Raw genomic sequence first — 16,824 nt, forward strand, 5'->3', positions numbered from 1 at the left:
GAACCGCGGTCTTGTCCAGACCACCGTCCACAGGCTAGCTTCGATCCGTATAGAAAGCGCTTGCTGTTCTGATTGTCGCAGCGACGGTCGCAGTGAGGGCCGCAGTGACGGCCGCCACACGCGCCGCATCGCTCGTACGAAGGGAATGACGTGACACGCAAGACGGTGCGTATCGCCATGAACGGTGTGACCGGGCGCATGGGCTACCGCCAGCACCTGGTCCGCTCCATCCTGGCCATCCGCGAGCAGGGCGGCCTCGATCTCGGCGACGGCACCGTGCTGTGGCCGGAGCCGGTCCTGGTCGGCCGCCGCGAGCACGCGCTCAGGGCGCTCGCCGAGCGGCACGGCCTGGAGCACGTCTCGACGGACGTGGACGCGGTCCTCGCCGACGACAGCGTCGAGATCTACTTCGACGCCCAGGTCACCTCCGCCCGCGAGGAGGCGATCAAGAAGGCGATCGCCGCGGGCAAGCACATCTACACCGAGAAGCCCACCGCCACCGGCCTCGACGGCGCCCTGCAGCTCGCCCGCCTCGCCCAGGAGGCGGGCATCAAGCACGGCGTCGTCCAGGACAAGCTCTTCCTCCCCGGCCTGCTCAAGCTCAAGCGCCTCATCGACGGCGGCTTCTTCGGCCGCATCCTGTCCGTGCGCGGCGAGTTCGGCTACTGGGTCTTCGAGGGCGACTGGCAGGACGCCCAGCGCCCGTCGTGGAACTACCGCGCCGAGGACGGCGGCGGCATCGTCGTCGACATGTTCCCGCACTGGGAGTACGTGCTCCACGAGCTGTTCGGCCGCGTGAAGTCCGTCCAGGCCCTCACCGCCACCCACATCCCGCAGCGCTGGGACGAGAACGGCAAGCCCTACGACGCCACCGCCGACGACGCCGCGTACGGCGTCTTCGAGCTCGACGGCGGCGCGATCGCCCAGATCAACTCCTCCTGGGCGGTCCGCGTCAACCGCGACGAACTCGTCGAGTTCCAGGTCGACGGCACCGAGGGCTCCGCCGTCGCCGGCCTGCGCAACTGCCGCGTCCAGCACCGCAGCGCCACCCCCAAGCCGGTCTGGAACCCGGACATCCCCGCCACGGAGGTCTTCCGCGACCAGTGGCAGGAAGTCCCCGACAACCAGGACTTCGACAACGGCTTCAAGGCCCAGTGGGAGCTGTTCCTCAAGCACGTCTACGCGGACGCCCCCTACCACTGGGACCTGCTGGCCGGCGCCCGCGGCGTCCAGCTCGCCGAGCTGGGCCTGAAGTCCTCCGCCGAGGGCCGCCGCCTCGACGTACCGGAGATCGCGCTGTGACCCTCCACCTGCCCGACGCCAACGGCACCCTGCGCGCCTACGAGCCGCGCACCGAACCCCTGGCCGTCACCCGGGAATCCCCAGGAAGCGCTTTCACGTCCCGTACGGTCTTCTCGGCCGCGCACGTCGTCGCCGACCCGTACGCGGACACCACGCCCGACGGCCCCGCCGCCGTCGACTGGGACGCCACCCTCGCCTTCCGCCGCCACCTGTGGTCCCACGGTCTCGGCGTCGCCGAGGCGATGGACACGGCTCAGCGCGGCATGGGCCTGGACTGGGCCGGCGCGGCCGAGCTGATCCGCCGCTCCGCCGCCGAGGCGAAGGCGGCCGGCGGCCGCATCGCCTGCGGCGTCGGCACGGACCAGCTCACCGGCGGCACCCTCGCCGAGGTCCGGGCGGCCTACGAGGAACAGCTCGCCGTCGTGGAGGAGTCGGGCGCCCAGGCCATCCTCATGGCCTCCCGCGCCCTGGCCGCGACGGCCAAGAGCCCCGAGGACTACCTGGAGGTCTACGGCCACCTGCTCCGCCAGGCCACCGAACCGGTGATCCTGCACTGGCTCGGCCCGATGTTCGACCCGGCCCTGGAGGGCTACTGGGGCTCGTCCGACCTCGACGCGGCCACGGACACCTTCCTGGAGGTCATCGCCGCCCACCCCGACAAGGTCGACGGCATCAAGGTCTCCCTCCTCGACGCCCAGCGCGAGATCGACCTGCGCCGCCGCCTCCCGCAGGGCGTGCGCTGCTACACCGGCGACGACTTCAACTACCCCGAGCTGATCGCCGGCGACGACCAGGGCTTCAGCCACGCCCTGCTCGGCATCTTCGACCCGCTGGGCCCGCTGGCCGCCGAGGCGGTCCGTGTGCTCGACACGGGGAACACGGAGGGTTTCCGCGCTCTCCTCGACCCCACCGTCGAACTCTCCCGCCACCTCTTCCAGGCCCCCACCCGCTTCTACAAGACGGGCGTGGTCTTCCTGGCCTGGCTCGCCGGCCACCAGTCCCACTTCACCATGGTCGGCGGCCTCCAGTCGGCCCGCTCCCTGCCGCACTTCGCGCGGGCCTACGAACTCGCCGACGGCCTCGGCCTGTTCCCGGACCCGAAGCTGGCCGAGGAACGGATGCGGAACCTGCTCTCGCTGTACGGGGTGAACCGATGAACGACCAGCTGTCCCGCTTCTCCATCAACCAGATGACCGTGAAGCAGCTGTCACTGCCGGAACTGGTCGACGCCTGCCAGGAGCTGGGCGTCTCAGGCGTCGGCCTGTGGCGTGAACCGGTGCAGAAGTACGGCGTGGAGGCCGCCGCCAAGCTCGTGCGGGACGCGGGCCTGACCGTCACCACCCTGTGCCGGGGCGGCTTCCTCACGGCGATCGACCCCGTCGAGCGGGCCGAGGCGATGGGCGACAACCACGCCGCGATCGACGAGGCCGCCACGCTCGGCACGGACACGCTGGTGCTGGTCTCCGGCGGACTCCCCTTCGACAGCAAGGACCTGCACGGGGCCCGGGAGCGCATCGCGGACGCCCTCGCCGTCCTCGGCCCCTACGCGGCCGAGCGCGGTGTCCGGCTCGCCATCGAGCCGCTGCACCCCATGTTCGCCTCCGACCGCTGCGTGGTCTCCACCCTCACCCAGGCCCTGGACCTCGCCGAACGCTTCCCGGCGGACCAGGTCGGCGTCACGGTGGACACGTACCACATCTGGTGGGACGACCGGGCGCCGGAGCAGATCGCCCGGGCCGGGGCGGGCGGTCGCATCCACACCTTCCAGCTCGCCGACTGGATCACCCCGCTGCCCGAGGGCGTACTCAACGGCCGCGGCCAGATCGGCGACGGCGCGATCGACATGCGGGAGTGGAAGGGGTACGTGGAGGACGCCGGCTACACGGGCGCCATCGAGGTCGAGCTGTTCAACGAGGCGTTGTGGGCGCGGGACGGGCGTGAGGTGCTGGCCGAGACGGCGGCACGGTTCGTCGCGCACGCGGGTGACGCGGGCACGGAGAAATAAATCCCGGCGATCCGTGCAACCGTTCCGCGGCTCCACGGGTCGTACATGGCATCAGAACACCCCGGTGGGGGGATCCGGGGGGATCGCGGGGGTTCTGACGGGGAGGGGAAAAGGGGAGGGAAGCCCGAAGGGATCCGGTCGACGACCGGATCCCTTCGATGCTTTTCCGGCGACCGCCGGCCGAAGCAGGTCAGAAGAAGACGCCGCAGCGCAGCAGTACGTTCGCGTACGGCCGGGCCTCGCCGGTGCGGACCACCAGCCGCGCCCCCGCGGACAGCTCCTTGAGGCGTTCGTGCGGGACCAGGTCCAGGGCGGGGAAGTGCCCGTCGAGCAGTGCGGCGGCCTCCGTGTTGGCCTCCCGGACCTCCGTCGCCGCCGTCGCGCCCTCGACGACCAGCTCGGCGAGCAGACCGTCGACGACCTGGGCGAAGGAGGGCACCCCGGCGCGGAAGGCCAGGTCGACGACGCGCGGACCGTGCGGTCCGCCGGGGATCGGCATGCCGACGTCGCACACCAGAACCCCGTCCCCGTGCCCGAGTTCGGCCAGGGCACCCGCGAGATGCCGGTTGAGTATCCCGGCCCGCTTCACGCGGACTCACCCCGCATCGTCGTGTCACGGGGGCTGCCGGAGGCCCGGCCGGGGGTCCGGGGGTTGTCCCCCGGGTCGGCACAGCACAGGGACTCGGCCTCCGCCGCCGTCGGGTACGACGCCTGCGCTCCCGCCTTCGTGACGGCCGCCGCGCCCACCCGGGCCGCGTACGCCGCCGCCTCGGCGAGCGACTCCCCGGTGCCGAGCCGCCAGGCCAGCGCAGCGGTGAACGCGTCGCCCGCGCCGGTCGTGTCCACGGCGTCCACCTTCACGGACGGGACGCGACGGACCCCTTCGCCCGACGCCACCAGCGCGCCCTCGGCGCCCAGGGTCACGACGACCGAGCGCGGCCCCTTGGCCAGCAGGATGCGAGCCCAGTCCTCGGGGCGCTCGCCGACGCAGGCCTCGCCGAGGATCACCTTCGCCTCGTGCTCGTTGACGATCAGCGGGTCGCAGGCCGCCAGCACCTCCGGGGGGAGCGGGCGCGGCGGCGAGGGGTTGAGCACGAAGCGGCTGTCCGGCGCCAGGCTCCGGACCACCTCCACCACCGTCTCCAGCGGGATCTCCAGCTGCGTGGAGACCACGCGGGAGGCGTGGAAGAGGCTCGCGGCGGCGCGGATGTCGCCCGGTGCCAGGCGGCCGTTCGCGCCCGGCGAGACCACGATGCTGTTGTCCCCGGACGGATCGACGGTGATCAGCGCGACGCCGGTCGGCGCCCCGCCCACCAGCACGCCGACCGTGTCGACACCGGCCGCCCGCTGCGAGTCCAGCAGCAGCCGGCCGTGGCCGTCGTCGCCGACCCGGGCCAGCAGCGCCGTACGCGCGCCGAGCCGGGCGGCGGCCACCGCCTGGTTCGCGCCCTTGCCGCCCGGGTGGACGGCCAGGTCGGAGCCGAGCACCGTCTCGCCGGCCCCCGGCCGCCGTTCGACGCCGATCACGAGGTCGGCGTTGGCCGACCCCACGACCAGGAGGTCGTAGTCGTACATGAACCGTTCTCCGATTCCCGATCACCAATACCCGTGTGCCCGTGTCAGCCCGTGAAGCCGGCCACGTTCTCCTTGGTGACCACCTTCACCGGCACCTTCACCGTCTTCTCCACCTTCTTGTCCTCGGCCGCCCGCAGCGCGTTCTGTACGGCGATCCTGCCCAGTTCGCTCGGCTGCTGCGCAACGGACGCGTACAACGTGCCCGTCTGCACGGCCTTCAGCCCGTCCGGAGTGCCGTCGAAGCCGACGACCTGGACCGACGTGCCGGCCTTGGAACCCAGCGCCTTGACCGCGCCGAGCGCCATCTCGTCGTTCTCCGCGAAGACGCCGTCGATGCCGGGGTGTGCCTGGAGCAGGTTGGTCATCACGTCCAGGCCCTTGGTGCGGTCGAAGTCCGCGGGCTGCTTGGCGACGACCTCGATGCCCGGGTAGGCCTTGAGCCCGGCCGCGAAGCCCGCCCCGCGCTCCCGGCTGGCGGAGGTGCCGGCCTGGCCCTGGAGGATGACGATCGTGCCCTTGCCGCCGAGCTTCTCGGCGAGCGCCTTGGCGCCGAGCTCGCCGCCCTCGACGTTGTCGGAGGCGACCAGCGCGTCCGTGTCCGCCTTGTTGACGCCGCGGTCCACCGCGATGACGGGGATGCCGGCCTTGTTCGCCGAGCGGACGGAGGGGCCCGCCGCGTCGGAGTCCACCGGGTTGACGACGACCGAGGAGAGGCCGCCGCTGACGAAGTTCTGCAGTTGGTTGGCCTGCTGCGAGGCGTCGTTCTGCGCGTCCGTGACCGTCAGGTCCACGCCCAGCTTCTTCGCCTCCTCCTCGGCACCCGCCCGGATCTGCACGAAGAACGGGTTGTTGAGCGTGGACAGCGACAGACCGATCTTCTGGGTCTTCCCGTCCGAGGAGCCGTTGTGCAGCAGCGAGGTCGCGCCGACGACGGCCACCGCGACGACCGCCGCGATCACGTACGTCAACGCCTGCTTGCCCTTGCCGCCCCCGCCGGCCCCGGCCGCCGGCACGGTCGCGCCCGCCTTGCGCCGCAGGGTGTCGAAGAGCACCGCCAGCGCGATGACGACGCCGATGACGACCTGCTGCCAGAACGCGGAGACCGACAGCAGGTTGAGCCCGTTGCGCAGCACCGCGAGGATCAGCGCGCCGATCAGCGTGCCGGACGCCTTGCCGGTGCCGCCCGCGAGCGAGGCGCCGCCGATGACGACGGCGGCGATGGCGTCGAGTTCGTAGCCCTGTGCGGCCTGCGGCTGCGCGGAGGACAGCCGGGAGGCGAGCACGATGCCCGCGGCGGCGGCGAACAGCCCGGAGAACGCGTAGATGGCGAGCTTCTGCCGCTTCACGCGCAGCCCGGACAGCCGCGCGGCCTCCTCGTTGCCGCCGATGGCGTACATGGAGCGCCCGATGTAGGTCCGCCCGAGGACGAACGCCGTGATCAGCCCCATCACGATCATCACCAGCACCGGCACGGGCAGCCACCCGCCGAGCGTGTCACCGAGGTGGGAGACGGAGTCCGGGAAGGCGATCGGCGACCCCTGCGAGATGACCAGCGACAGACCGCGCCCCACCGACAGCATGGCCAGCGTCGCGATGAACGGCGGCAGTTTCCCGTACGAGATGAGGAAACCGTTCACCAGACCGCAGGCGATGCCCGTCGCGACGGCCAGCAGCACCGCCAGCACGACCGGCATCCCGGCCTCGGTGGCGCTCCACGCCAGCACGGTGGCCGACAGCGCGGCGACCGAGCCGACCGACAGGTCGATGCCCGCGGAGACGATGACGAAGGTGACGCCGAAGGCGAGGATCGCGGTGACGGCGGCCTGGACGCCGACGTTGAGGAGGTTGTCGGCGGTCAGGAAGTCCCCGGACAGCGCCGACATGGCGATGACGAGGACGATCAGCGCGGTCAGCGCGCCGTTGTCGAGCAGCAGTCGGCGCAGGCCGGCCGTGGCGCCGCCCTGCGCGCCCGGCTTGCTCTTGAGCGTGTCAGTGGCCACGGGAGGCCTCCGTTCCGGTTCCGTTGGTGTGGGGGGTGCTGACGGCGAGCGCCATGACGGCGTCCTGGGTGGCCCGTTCGGCGGGAAGCTCGCCCGCGACGCGCCCCTGCGCCATGACGACCACCCGGTCGCTCATGCCGAGCACCTCGGGCAGGTCGCTGGAGATCATGAGCACGGCGGCACCGGCCGCGGTCAGTTCGTTGATCAGCTGGTAGATCTCGACCTTGGCGCCGACGTCGATGCCGCGCGTCGGCTCGTCGAGGATCAGCACCTTGGTGTCGGCGAGCAGCCACTTGCCGATGACGACCTTCTGCTGGTTGCCGCCGGAGAGGGTGCGCACGTGCTGCCCGAGCCCGGCCATCCGCACCCCGAGCTGCCCGGCGATGCGCTCCGCGGCCGCGTGCTGCCCCTTGAGGTCGACGAGCCCCGCGCGGGCGGTGGAGCGGAGGGTGACCAGGCCGAGGTTCTCCTCGACGGACGCGTCGAGCACGAGCCCCTGCCCCTTCCTGTCCTCCGGCACGAGCCCGATCCCGGCCGCCATGGCGGCGTTCACGTCGTGCCGCCGCAGCGGCGCGCCCGCGACGTGCACGGACCCCGCGTCGTAGGGGTCCGCCCCGAACACGGCCCGGACGACCTCCGTCCGCCCGGCGCCGACGAGTCCGGCGATGCCGACGACCTCACCGGCGCGCACCTCGAACCCGACGTCGTGGAAGACGCCGTCCCGGGTCAGCCCCTCCACCTTGAGCAACGCCTCACCCGCCTCGGCGCGTTCGCGCGGGTACTGCTGCTCGATGGACCGCCCGACCATGAGCCGTACGAGCTCGTCCTCGGGCGTGGAGGCGGGCACCTGCCCGACGCTGCGGCCGTCCCGGATGACGGTGACCCGATCCCCCAGGGCGGCGATCTCCTCCAGGTGATGGGTGATGAAGACGATCCCGACGCCGTCCTCGCGCAGCCGCCGCACGATGGCGAACAGCTTCTCGACCTCCTCGGAGGTGAGCACGGCGGTCGGCTCGTCCATGATGAGCACGCGCGCGTCGAGGCTGAGCGCCTTGGCGATCTCGATCATCTGGAGCCGGGCGATGCCGAGTTCACGCACCCGCGCGCGAGGGGAGACCTTGACGCCCACCCGCTGCAGCAGTAGCTCGGCGTCGGCCTCCATCCTCTTCCGGTCGATCATGCCGAGGCGGCGCGGCTGCCGCCCGAGGAAGATGTTCTCGGCGACGGTCAGATCGGGAACGAGGTTGAACTCCTGGTAAATGGTGGCGATCCCGAGGCGCTCGGAGTCCTGCGCACCGTGGATGCGCACCTCCTCACCACCGGCCAGGATCCGCCCGGCGTCGGGCGTGTAGGCGCCGGAGAGCATCTTGATGAGGGTGCTCTTGCCCGCGCCGTTCTCACCGAGCAGCACGTGCACCTCGCCCCGGCGCAGGTCGAAGTCGACGCTGTCGAGCGCGACGACGCCGGGGAAGGTCTTGCGGATGCCCTCGATGCGCAGCAACTCGTCCGGACTGCGGCTGCTCACGGCGTACTCCTTTGTACGGGGGACGGGGACGGGGTTTTCCGGGCCGCTGCCGCCTCACCGCACGACCGGCGCACGACGAGCCGCGCCGGAAGGGTGACGGACTCGCCGGGCCGGCCCTCGATGCGGTCGACCAGCGCGCGCACGGCGGCCCGCCCGAGGTCGCCCGTGGGCTGGGCGATCGCGGTGACGGGCGGATCGGTGTGCACGAACCAGGGGATGTCGTCGAACGCGGCGAGACCGATGTCCTCGGGGACCCGCAGCCCGCGGGCGCGTACGGCGTCCAGCGCGCCGAGCGCCATCAGGTTGTCGGCGGCGAAGACGACCTCGGGCGGCTCGGGCAGGTCGAGGAAGCCCTCGGTGACCCGACGCCCGCTGCCGGCCTGGAAGTCGCCCTGGCCGATGTAGGCGTCGGGCAGGGGAAGCCCGTATGCGCCGAGCGCCTCGCGGAAGGCGTCGACGCGCTCGCGTCCGGTGGTGGTGGCCGCGGGCCCGGCGATGATCGCGAGCCGACGGTGGCCGAGCCCGTGCAGGTGGGCGACGAGGTCCCGTACGGCACCCCGCCCGTCCGACCGGACGACGGGCACGTCGACGCCGGGGATCCAGCGGTCGACGAACACCATCGGGGTCCCGGCCCGCGCGGCCTCCAGCATCCGCGGCGAGCCACCGTCGGTGGGGGAGACGAGGAGCCCGTCGATCCGGCGGTCCAGCAACGTCGTGACGTGGTGGTCCTGGAGGTCGGGCCGCTCGTCGGCGTTGCCGATGATGACGCTGTAGCCGAGCGCGCGGGCCTCCTCCTCGACGGAACGGGCCAGCTCGGTGAAGTACGGGTTCATGACGTCGCTGATGACCAGCCCGAGGGTGCGGGTCTGGGCGGTGCGCAGCGACCGGGCGACGGCGTTCGGGCGGTAGCCCAGCGCCTCGACGGCGGCCAGCACGCGCTCGCGCGCGGCGGGGCTGACGGACGGGTGGCCGTTGAGCGCACGCGAGACCGTCGCGACGGAGACGCCCGCCTCGGCGGCGACGTCCTTGATGCTCGCCATCGCCGTTCCACCTCCTCGTGGAATCGATTACACGGAGGATTGGAATCGATTACACGAGCGGAATCAAGGGGCGGGATGGGCCCGAGATCGAATCGTGACCGGGGGAGGTCACGGGCAGAGAAGCGGGCGGCACCCGGGGCAACTGGGCCCCGGGTGCCGCCCGAACCGCCCCCGGCAGGTCAGCTCACCGCCGCCGCGAACATCCCCGCCTCGTACGAGCCGCCCTTCTGGTGCGTGATCACGGCGAGCCGGTTGGCCGCGTTGATCAGGGCGACCAGGCAGATCAGCGCGGCGACCTGGTCGTCGTCGTAGTGCTTGCGCACCTGCTCCCACGTCTCGTCGGACACGCCCTCGTGGGCGTCGGCGAGCCGGGTGCCCTCCTCGGCGAGGGCCAGCGCCGCCTGCTCGGCCTCGGTGAACACGGTGGACTCGCGCCAGGCGGCGACCAGGTGCAGCCGGACCGCGCTCTCACCGGCGGCCGCGGCCTCCTTGACGTGCAAGTCGATGCAGTGGCCACAGCCGTTGATCTGGCTGGCCCGCAGCGACACCAGTTCCTGCGTGGCCTTCGGCAGTGCCGACTCGTGAAGCAGCATGCCCATGCCCGCGAACCGCTTCCCGAACCGGCCGGCGAACTCGTTCTCGAAGAGGTTGAATCGGGTGTCCATGATCTCGTCCTCGCTGTGTCGATGCCTCGGTGACGAACACAAGACACCGGTGCCCCGACTCCCGTGACAGGCCGCCGGTGTGACGCAGACCACCGTCGGCGGGTGTCACGGAACCACGGCGACCGGTGTCCTGTGCGCGTGACACCGCCGGAACCGAACGAACGGGAGAACCTGGTGACCAGCGAGAAGAACGGACGCGAACAGGGCGACGCGACCGGGCGGGCGGCAGCCACCGGCGACGGTGGCCCCGTGGACGCGGCCACCGAGGACTTCGTCGCGCACCGCAACCTGCTCTTCACGGTCGCCTACGAGATGCTCGGCTCGGCGGCCGACGCCGAGGACGTGCTCCAGGAGGCCTGGCTGAAGTGGGCGGGCGTCGACCTCGACACGGTGCGCGACCGGCGTGCCTACCTGGTCCGCATCACCACCCGCCAGGCCCTGAACCGGCTGCGCACGCTCGGCCGCCGCAAGGAGTCCTACGTGGGCTCCTGGCTGCCCGAGCCGCTGCTCACCGCCCCCGACGTGGCCGAGGACGTGGAGCTGGCCGACAGCGTCTCGATGGCGATGATGCTGGTCCTGGAGACGCTGGCGCCGGTCGAACGGGCGGTGTTCGTCCTGCGCGAGGTCTTCGACCTCGGCTACGACGAGATCGCCGAGGCCGTCGACAAGAGCCCGGCCACCGTCCGCCAGACCGCGCACCGGGCACGCGCGCACGTCGCGGCACGCCGGCCGCGCGGGGTCGTCTCCCCGACCGAGAGCCGCGACGCGCTCGCCGCGTTCCAACGGGCGGTCGAGACGGGCGACCTGCAGGGCCTGCTCGACATCCTCGCGCCCGACGTCGTCCTGCTGGGCGACGGCGGCGGCATCAAGCAGGCCGTCCTGCGGCCGATCTCGGGGGCCGACAAGGTGGCCCGTCTCATGATCGGCGGGCTGATGAAGCAGGGCGACGCCGTGTCCATGGGCGCGGCCCAGGTGAACGGCTACCCGGCCCTGGTCGTGCGGCTCGACGGCGAGCTGGACACCGTGATGGCGGTGCGCTTCGACGAGGGCCGCATCACCGGCCTCTACGCCGTGCGCAACCCCGAGAAGCTGAGCGGCATGCGGCGGGAGGCCGTCCTGCACCGCTGAAGAGCCGGTGCGGGGTGAATCGGGGACGCCGGCGCGCTCAGTCGCCGATGCCCCCGGTGCCGTCCCGCCGCCCTTTCGGTGCCCGCGCCGCCAGCGCCTCCAGCATCAGATCCACCGCCTCCTCGAAGGAGCTCTCCGCCATCGCGGACAGCCCGTCGCCCGCCGCGGTCAGCGCCGGGTACGACCGGGGGTCGAGGCCGGCGTAGACGGCCCGCCAGGCCGTTCGGTCGGCGTCGCGCTGCTGCCCGGGGAGTGCCTGGAAGGCCGCATCCGTGGCCGCGTGACTGAGCACGGTGTCGATGAACGCCAGATAGAGCCGCGCCGCCGGGGCGGGCTCGAAGCCCGCGGACAGCAGCAGGCCGATCCCCGTGTCGACGGCCCGGATCTCGTGCGGGCGGCGGGTCACCCGGTACGACGCCATGGCCGCCGCGCGCGGGTGGGCGAGATACCCGGCGCGGACCCGCAGAGCCATCTCCCGCAGCGAGGCCACCCAGTCGTCCCCCGGCACGAACCCGGCCATGGCGTCGCCGATGATCCGGTCGGCGATGGCGAGCACCAGGTCGTCGGTGTCGTGGAAGTACCGGTACAGGGCGCTCGGGTCGCAGCCCAGGGCGGTGCCGAGCCGGCGCACGCTGAGCGCGTCGGGACCGTGCTGGCCGATCAGCCGCAGGGCGGTCTCGACGATCAGGTCCTCCGACAGCAGGACCCCGGAGCGAGTGGGCCGCCGTCGGCGGCGCTCCTGCGGGACACGGGACGTCATCGCGGGCTCCCTTCCTTGCCGGCCCGCCACCCTCCGGCCGGCTCCTCCGCAGTGAACGACCGCCGCGGCCTTATGTCAACAGCATTGACGCAATGCGACGCCGGTTGTTCCATCACCTTGCCGCGCGGCTCTTCCCCGTCCCGCCTCCCGAGGAGCCCTCATGCCATCCGTGCCGCCCCCGATCCCCGCACCCCCTCCCGGTCCCGCCCTCAAGCGCTCCCTCGGCGTCGTCGACGGTGTCGCCCTCGCCGCCTCCAGCACGGCCGCCACCACGAGCATCGCCATCGGCATGGGCACGGTCGCCTCCGTCGTCGGCCTCCAGGCCCCCGCCCTCCTGCTGCTGGCGTTCCTGCCGGTGCTCGGCATCGCGCTCGCCTACGCCCGTCTCAACCGCTCCGAGCCCAACTGCGGCAACGGCTACGTGTGGGTCGGCACGTCCCTCAGCCCCTGGCTGGGCTTCCTGACCGGCTGGGTCACCGTCGTCGGCTCGATCGTCTTCTGCGCCTACACGAGCGCGGTCATGGGCTCGGTCCTGCTGATCCTCGCCAACAGAGCCGGTCTGCACACCCTCGCCGGCCTCGCCCTGGACCCGACGTCCACAGGCGTCAGTACGGCGGTCGGGCTGGTGGTCCTCCTCGTCCTCGCCGTCCTGACCGTGACCGGCACCCGCGTCGCCACCCGGTTCCAGTTCGGCCTGCTGGTCTTCGAGTACGTGGTGCTGCTGGCGCTCTGCGGCTGGGCCGTGGTCACCGGCGACCACGCCTTCTCCCTCTCCTGGTTCGACCCGTTCGCGATACCCGACGGCACCGCCTTCGCCCAGGGCATGGTCCTGGCGGTGTTCTTCTTCTGGGGCTGGGACGCGGCCTTCAGCGTCACCGAGGAGACCAGGAGCCCCGGCGACTCCGCCCGGGGTGGGCTCATCGCCCTGTTCGCCATGCTGGGACTGTTCCTCTTCGCCTCGGTCGCCTTCCAGCGGGAGATGGGCCTGGCCGAGCTGATCCACAACGGTCCCCAGGCCCTGCCCTACCTCGGGGAGAAGCTGGCCGCCGAGCCGTGGGCCACGCTGCCCGTGATCGCGCTGATGTTCTCCGCCGTCGCCTCCGTCCAGGCGTCGCTGATCCCCATGGCGCGCGGACTGCTCGCCATGGGCCGCGACCGCACCATGGGGCCGGTGTGGACGCGGGTCCACCCCCGGTACGGCACGCCCGCCGCCGGAACGGTCGTCCTCGTCGCCATCGCCGCCGTGACCGCCGTGCTCGCGGTCGCCATCCCCAAGCTGAGCGACATGCTGCTGGCCGCCGTCAGCGCCATCGGCCTGGTCGTCGCCCTGTACTACGGGCTCACCGCGCTGGCCTGCGCCGTCCGCTTCCGTTCCGCGCTGCGTGAGGGGCCGCGGGAGGCACTGCTCGCCGTGGGCGTGCCCGCCGCGTCCAGCCTCGTCCTGCTGGGGCTCGGCGGCTACCTCGGATACTCGTACCTGACCATGAGCGACCACTTCGAACTCAGCCCGGACAACGGCTGGTTCATGTTCTCGCTGCCCGCCGGCATCGTCATGGCCGGGCTCGTCATGGCCGCCGTGGCCAAGTACGTCAGGCGCTCCCCGTACTTCGCCACGGGGCGCGGCACCGACGCGGAATCCCTGACCACCCTGCCGACGGACCGCGAGACGGTCTGACGCCCCCGTCCGCCCCATCCCTCCCACGGAGTTCACGCCACATGTCTCACGCCCAGCCCACCGCCGCCGGACCCGCCGACCTCGTCCTCACCGGGGGACCGGTGCACACCGTCGATCCCGCCCGCAGCCGCGCCACCGCCGTGGCCGTGCGCGACGGGCGGATCGCGGCCGTCGGCCACGACGAGGTGCACGAGCTGATCGGGCCGCGCACCGAGGTCGTCGACCTGGCGGGCAAGCTGCTGCTGCCCGGCTTCCAGGACGCCCACGTCCACCCCCAGGGCGCCGGCCTCGAACTCGGCCTCTGCCACCTCGGCGACACCACCGACCCCGACGAGTACCTGCGCAGGGTCAGGACGTACGCGGACGAGCATCCGGACGCCGAGTGGATCACCGGCGGCGGCTGGTCGATGGAGGGGTTCCCCGGCGGTACGCCCACCGCCGCGGCCCTCGACGCGGTCGTCCCGGACCGGCCCGTGTTCCTGCCCAACCGCGACCACCACGGTGCCTGGGTCAACAGCAGGGCGCTGGAGCGCGCGGGCATCGACGCCCGCACCCCCGATCCCGCCGACGGCCGGATCGAACGCGACGCCGCGGGAAACCCCACCGGGATGCTCCAGGAGGGCGCGGCCCACCTGGTGGGCGCTCTGGTCCCGGACCCCACACCGGACGAACAGCTCGCCGCGCTCCTGCGCGCCCAGTCCGTCCTGCACTCCCACGGCGTCACCGCCTGGCAGGACGCCATCGTCGGCGCCTACACCAACATGACCGACCCGGCCCCCGCCTACCGGGCGGCCCTCGACCGGGGCCTGCTCACCGCACGCGTCGTCGGCGCCCTGTGGTGGGACCGGGAGCGGGGCGCGGAGCAGATCCCCGAACTCGTGGCCCGCCGCGAGGAGCTGACCCGCGACCGCTTCCGCGCCACCTCCGTGAAGATCATGCAGGACGGCATCGCGGAGAATCACACGGCGGCCATGCTCGACCCGTACCTCACGGGCTGCGGCTGCGCCTCGGACAACAGCGGCATCAGTTTCGTCGCGCCGGCGGAGCTCAGGAAGTACGTCACGGAACTGGACGCGGCCGGTTTCCAGGTGCACTTCCACGCCCTCGGCGACCGGGCGGTGCGCGAGGCGCTCGACGCCGTACAGGCGGCCCGCGAGGCCAACGGGTGGCGGGACACCCGTCACCACCTGGCCCACCTCCAGGTCGTGCACCCCGCCGACGTCCGCCGCTTCCGCACCCTGGGCGCCACCGCCAACCTCCAGATGCTGTGGGCCGCCCATGAACCGCAGATGGACGAACTGACCCTGCCCTTCCTGGGCGCCGAACGCGGCACGCGCCAGTACCCGTTCGGCGATCTGCTGCGGGCCGGCGCGACGCTGGCCGCGGGCAGTGACTGGCCGGTCAGCAGCCCCGACCCGTTCCAGGCCATCCACGTCGCCGTCAACCGCATCGCCCCGGAGGCGCCCGAGGGCACTCCGGTCTTCCTCCCCGGGCAGCGCCTCGACCTGGGCACCGCTGTCGCCGCGTACACGGCGGGCAGTGCCTACGCCAACCACCTGGACGACATCACCGGCAGCATCACGGTCGGCAAGGCCGCCGACCTGGTCGTCGTCGACCGGGACCCGTTCGCCGGGCCGCCCGAGGAGATCGCCGCCACCCGCGTCCTGGAGACCTTCGTGGCGGGCCGGCGCGTCCACGCGGCGCCGGGCGCGTAGGCACTCCCCGCCGAAAATCCCTACCGCGCCGGCCGCGAAGGACGCAGACTCGGCCCATGGCGGACATGGGATCGTTCCGGGATGCGGTCACCGCGTGGGCGGCCGGTGGCCCCGGCGGGCCCGTACACGAGCTGGCCGGGCGGCTGTCCGTGCGGACGGCCGTCCTGCTCGAAGGCCCGAGCGACGCGGCGGCGGTCGAGGCGCTGGCCGCGCGCCACGGCCGGGACCTGGCGGGGGAGGGCGTCTGCGTCCTCCCGATGGGCGGCGCGATGAGCGTCGGCCGCTTCGCCCGCCTCCTCGGGCCGTCCGGCCTGGACCTCCGCCTCACCGGCCTGTGCGACGAGCGGGAGCGGGGTTACTACGTCCGCGCCCTGGAGCAGGCGGACGCGTCACTGCACGGTCTCTTCGTCTGCGCGGCGGACCTGGAGGACGAACTGATCCGCGCACTGGGCGTGACCCGGGTGACGGAACTCGTGGAGGCGGAGGGCGACGCCCGCCCCCTGAAGACCTTCCTGCGCCAGCCCGCCCAGCAGGGCCGCACCGCCCAGCAGCAACTGCGCCGCTTCCTCGGCACAAAGAAGGGCCGCAAGATCCACTACGGCCACGCCCTCGTCGCCGCCCTCACCCCCGACCGGGCCCCCGCCCCCCTCGCCAACCTGCTCGCCGCCCTCTGACCGCTCACCTCGCGGGCCGGCCCCCGGTGTCAGTGGCGGCTGACAGGATGACGATCATGAGTCGGATCATCTCGTACAGCACGGCCGACAAGGCCGACGTCCTCGGGTTCCTCGGCGCGGTCGACAAGCTGACGTCGAATCAGCAGCGTCTCCTGGGCATCATGCGTGAACAGGCCCAGAAGAGTCAGCGCGAACTCGAGCGTCAGGGCATCGACCTGGGCCTGTCCGTGCCCGACGCGCTCGACCACCTCCTGGCCGGTCACGCGAACTCGAACGCCGAGTACGCGGCGAGCGCCTACTACCGGGCCTTCCAGCACATCATCGACTGCAACGCGTCCGACCCCTCCGAGCTGGGTGTGTACTCCAAGCCCGCCACATTCTTCAGCCTGCTCGACGAGGAGCTGCGCCGCCTGGGCGTGAGCCCCGGTCTCCTGCTGCACGACCACCTGTTCTCGGGGCCGCCGGACGACGTCCCCTTCCACATCCCCCATCCCGTGGACGGGCCGCACATCGGCATGTTCCCCCTGGCCTCCGCGAAGCCCGCCGCCGACGCCTACCGCGCGGTGCTGGACCGCATGGACGAGAGCTTCCGGTACGACGTCCAGGAGCTGATCGAGAAGCTCGATTTCGAGCACACGGAATGGGAGTACGCCACGAAGAACGTCGACTGGTACACCCAGGACACGATCTTCTTCTCCATAACGGGCTGACCGTCGGCGGCTGCTCGTGTACGGGGTGGGCGGCGACTCCGACGTCTCCA

At 72.2% G+C, this 16,824-nt stretch carries 15 protein-coding genes; 8 read left to right on the forward strand and 7 right to left on the reverse strand.

Annotation, left to right across the window (positions count from 1 at the left end):
* The first annotated feature begins 150 nt into the window (after positions 1-150).
* The 3 genes from ACIGO6_RS01475 to ACIGO6_RS01485 are packed head-to-tail and all read left to right on the forward strand — an operon-like array spanning position 151 to position 3,307.
* On the forward strand, positions 151-1,302 hold the full coding sequence (locus ACIGO6_RS01475; RefSeq protein WP_399869843.1) for a Gfo/Idh/MocA family protein: 1,152 nt from the start codon (positions 151-153) through the stop codon (positions 1,300-1,302).
* Positions 1,299-2,459, forward strand: coding sequence for a dihydrodipicolinate synthase family protein (locus ACIGO6_RS01480; RefSeq protein ID WP_399869845.1), 1,161 nt, complete (start codon positions 1,299-1,301; stop codon positions 2,457-2,459). The genes ACIGO6_RS01475 and ACIGO6_RS01480 overlap by 4 nt, the downstream gene beginning before the upstream one ends.
* Positions 2,456-3,307 carry a sugar phosphate isomerase/epimerase family protein gene (locus ACIGO6_RS01485; protein ID WP_399869846.1) on the forward strand — a complete coding sequence of 284 codons (852 nt, stop codon included), beginning with the start codon at positions 2,456-2,458 and terminating at the stop codon, positions 3,305-3,307. The genes ACIGO6_RS01480 and ACIGO6_RS01485 overlap by 4 nt, the downstream gene beginning before the upstream one ends.
* Before the next feature lie 190 nt (positions 3,308-3,497).
* Here ACIGO6_RS01485 and rbsD read toward each other — a convergent pair whose 3' ends face one another.
* The 6 genes from rbsD to ACIGO6_RS01515 all read right to left on the reverse strand — a co-directional run bounded on the left by rbsD (position 3,498) and on the right by ACIGO6_RS01515 (position 10,112).
* Positions 3,498-3,896 carry a D-ribose pyranase gene (gene rbsD, locus ACIGO6_RS01490; protein WP_399869848.1) on the reverse strand — a complete coding sequence of 133 codons (399 nt, stop codon included), beginning with the start codon at positions 3,894-3,896 and terminating at the stop codon, positions 3,498-3,500.
* A complete protein-coding gene (locus ACIGO6_RS01495) occupies positions 3,893-4,882 on the reverse strand; it encodes a ribokinase (protein ID WP_399869850.1) in 990 nt (329 codons plus the stop codon). Before ACIGO6_RS01495 ends, rbsD begins: the two co-directional genes overlap by 4 nt.
* A gap of 44 nt (positions 4,883-4,926) precedes the next feature.
* Positions 4,927-6,882 (reverse strand): substrate-binding domain-containing protein, encoded by a 1,956-nt coding sequence (locus ACIGO6_RS01500; RefSeq protein WP_399869852.1) that lies wholly within the window; start codon positions 6,880-6,882, stop codon positions 4,927-4,929.
* The gene (locus tag ACIGO6_RS01505; RefSeq protein ID WP_399869853.1) at positions 6,872-8,407 is read right to left on the reverse strand and encodes a sugar ABC transporter ATP-binding protein; all 1,536 of its coding nucleotides are present in this window, start codon (positions 8,405-8,407) and stop codon (positions 6,872-6,874) included. The genes ACIGO6_RS01500 and ACIGO6_RS01505 overlap by 11 nt, the downstream gene beginning before the upstream one ends.
* Positions 8,404-9,447 (reverse strand): LacI family DNA-binding transcriptional regulator, encoded by a 1,044-nt coding sequence (locus tag ACIGO6_RS01510; protein WP_399869855.1) that lies wholly within the window; start codon positions 9,445-9,447, stop codon positions 8,404-8,406. The genes ACIGO6_RS01505 and ACIGO6_RS01510 overlap by 4 nt, the downstream gene beginning before the upstream one ends.
* Before the next feature lie 179 nt (positions 9,448-9,626).
* On the reverse strand, positions 9,627-10,112 hold the full coding sequence (locus tag ACIGO6_RS01515; protein ID WP_399869857.1) for a carboxymuconolactone decarboxylase family protein: 486 nt from the start codon (positions 10,110-10,112) through the stop codon (positions 9,627-9,629).
* A gap of 132 nt (positions 10,113-10,244) precedes the next feature.
* Here ACIGO6_RS01515 and ACIGO6_RS01520 point away from each other — a divergent pair, with 132 nt between their 5' ends.
* Complete coding sequence (locus ACIGO6_RS01520) at positions 10,245-11,240, forward strand: RNA polymerase sigma-70 factor (RefSeq protein ID WP_399869859.1); 996 nt, start codon at positions 10,245-10,247, stop codon at positions 11,238-11,240.
* Between the two features lie 37 nt (positions 11,241-11,277).
* Here the strand turns inward: ACIGO6_RS01520 and ACIGO6_RS01525 are convergent, their stop codons facing one another.
* Entirely contained in the window at positions 11,278-12,000 is a 723-nt protein-coding gene (locus tag ACIGO6_RS01525) for a TetR/AcrR family transcriptional regulator (RefSeq protein ID WP_399869861.1), read from the reverse strand.
* Positions 12,001-12,160: 160 nt separating this feature from the next.
* On the opposite strand from ACIGO6_RS01525, the gene ACIGO6_RS01530 reads away from it, so the two are divergent.
* Genes ACIGO6_RS01530 through ACIGO6_RS01545 form a run of 4 tightly spaced genes read left to right on the forward strand, consistent with a single transcriptional unit; the run spans position 12,161 to position 16,774 of the window.
* Positions 12,161-13,675 (forward strand): APC family permease, encoded by a 1,515-nt coding sequence (locus tag ACIGO6_RS01530; RefSeq protein WP_399869863.1) that lies wholly within the window; start codon positions 12,161-12,163, stop codon positions 13,673-13,675.
* 41 nt (positions 13,676-13,716) lie between these two features.
* Positions 13,717-15,390: an amidohydrolase gene (locus tag ACIGO6_RS01535; protein ID WP_399869864.1), complete on the forward strand. Its 1,674-nt coding sequence runs from the start codon at positions 13,717-13,719 to the stop codon at positions 15,388-15,390.
* Positions 15,391-15,446: 56 nt separating this feature from the next.
* Complete coding sequence (locus ACIGO6_RS01540) at positions 15,447-16,064, forward strand: TOPRIM nucleotidyl transferase/hydrolase domain-containing protein (protein ID WP_399869866.1); 618 nt, start codon at positions 15,447-15,449, stop codon at positions 16,062-16,064.
* Positions 16,065-16,120: 56 nt separating this feature from the next.
* Complete coding sequence (locus ACIGO6_RS01545) at positions 16,121-16,774, forward strand: hypothetical protein (protein WP_399869868.1); 654 nt, start codon at positions 16,121-16,123, stop codon at positions 16,772-16,774.
* Positions 16,775-16,824 lie beyond the last annotated feature (50 nt).

The sequence above is a fragment of the Streptomyces sp. NPDC053750 genome, assembly GCF_044544295.1.
Taxonomy (GTDB): domain Bacteria; phylum Actinomycetota; class Actinomycetes; order Streptomycetales; family Streptomycetaceae; genus Streptomyces.

Coding starts and splice junctions, on each gene's coding strand:
- ACIGO6_RS01540 (WP_399869866.1), top strand. CDS start 15,447: ATGGCGGACATGGGATCGTTCCGGGATGCGGTCACCGCGTGGGCGGCC.
- ACIGO6_RS01530 (WP_399869863.1), top strand. CDS start 12,161: ATGCCATCCGTGCCGCCCCCGATCCCCGCACCCCCTCCCGGTCCCGCC.
- ACIGO6_RS01495 (WP_399869850.1), bottom strand. CDS start 4,882: ATGTACGACTACGACCTCCTGGTCGTGGGGTCGGCCAACGCCGACCTC.
- ACIGO6_RS01525 (WP_399869861.1), bottom strand. CDS start 12,000: ATGACGTCCCGTGTCCCGCAGGAGCGCCGCCGACGGCGGCCCACTCGC.
- ACIGO6_RS01515 (WP_399869857.1), bottom strand. CDS start 10,112: ATGGACACCCGATTCAACCTCTTCGAGAACGAGTTCGCCGGCCGGTTC.
- ACIGO6_RS01545 (WP_399869868.1), top strand. CDS start 16,121: ATGAGTCGGATCATCTCGTACAGCACGGCCGACAAGGCCGACGTCCTC.
- ACIGO6_RS01535 (WP_399869864.1), top strand. CDS start 13,717: ATGTCTCACGCCCAGCCCACCGCCGCCGGACCCGCCGACCTCGTCCTC.
- ACIGO6_RS01485 (WP_399869846.1), top strand. CDS start 2,456: ATGAACGACCAGCTGTCCCGCTTCTCCATCAACCAGATGACCGTGAAG.
- ACIGO6_RS01510 (WP_399869855.1), bottom strand. CDS start 9,447: ATGGCGAGCATCAAGGACGTCGCCGCCGAGGCGGGCGTCTCCGTCGCG.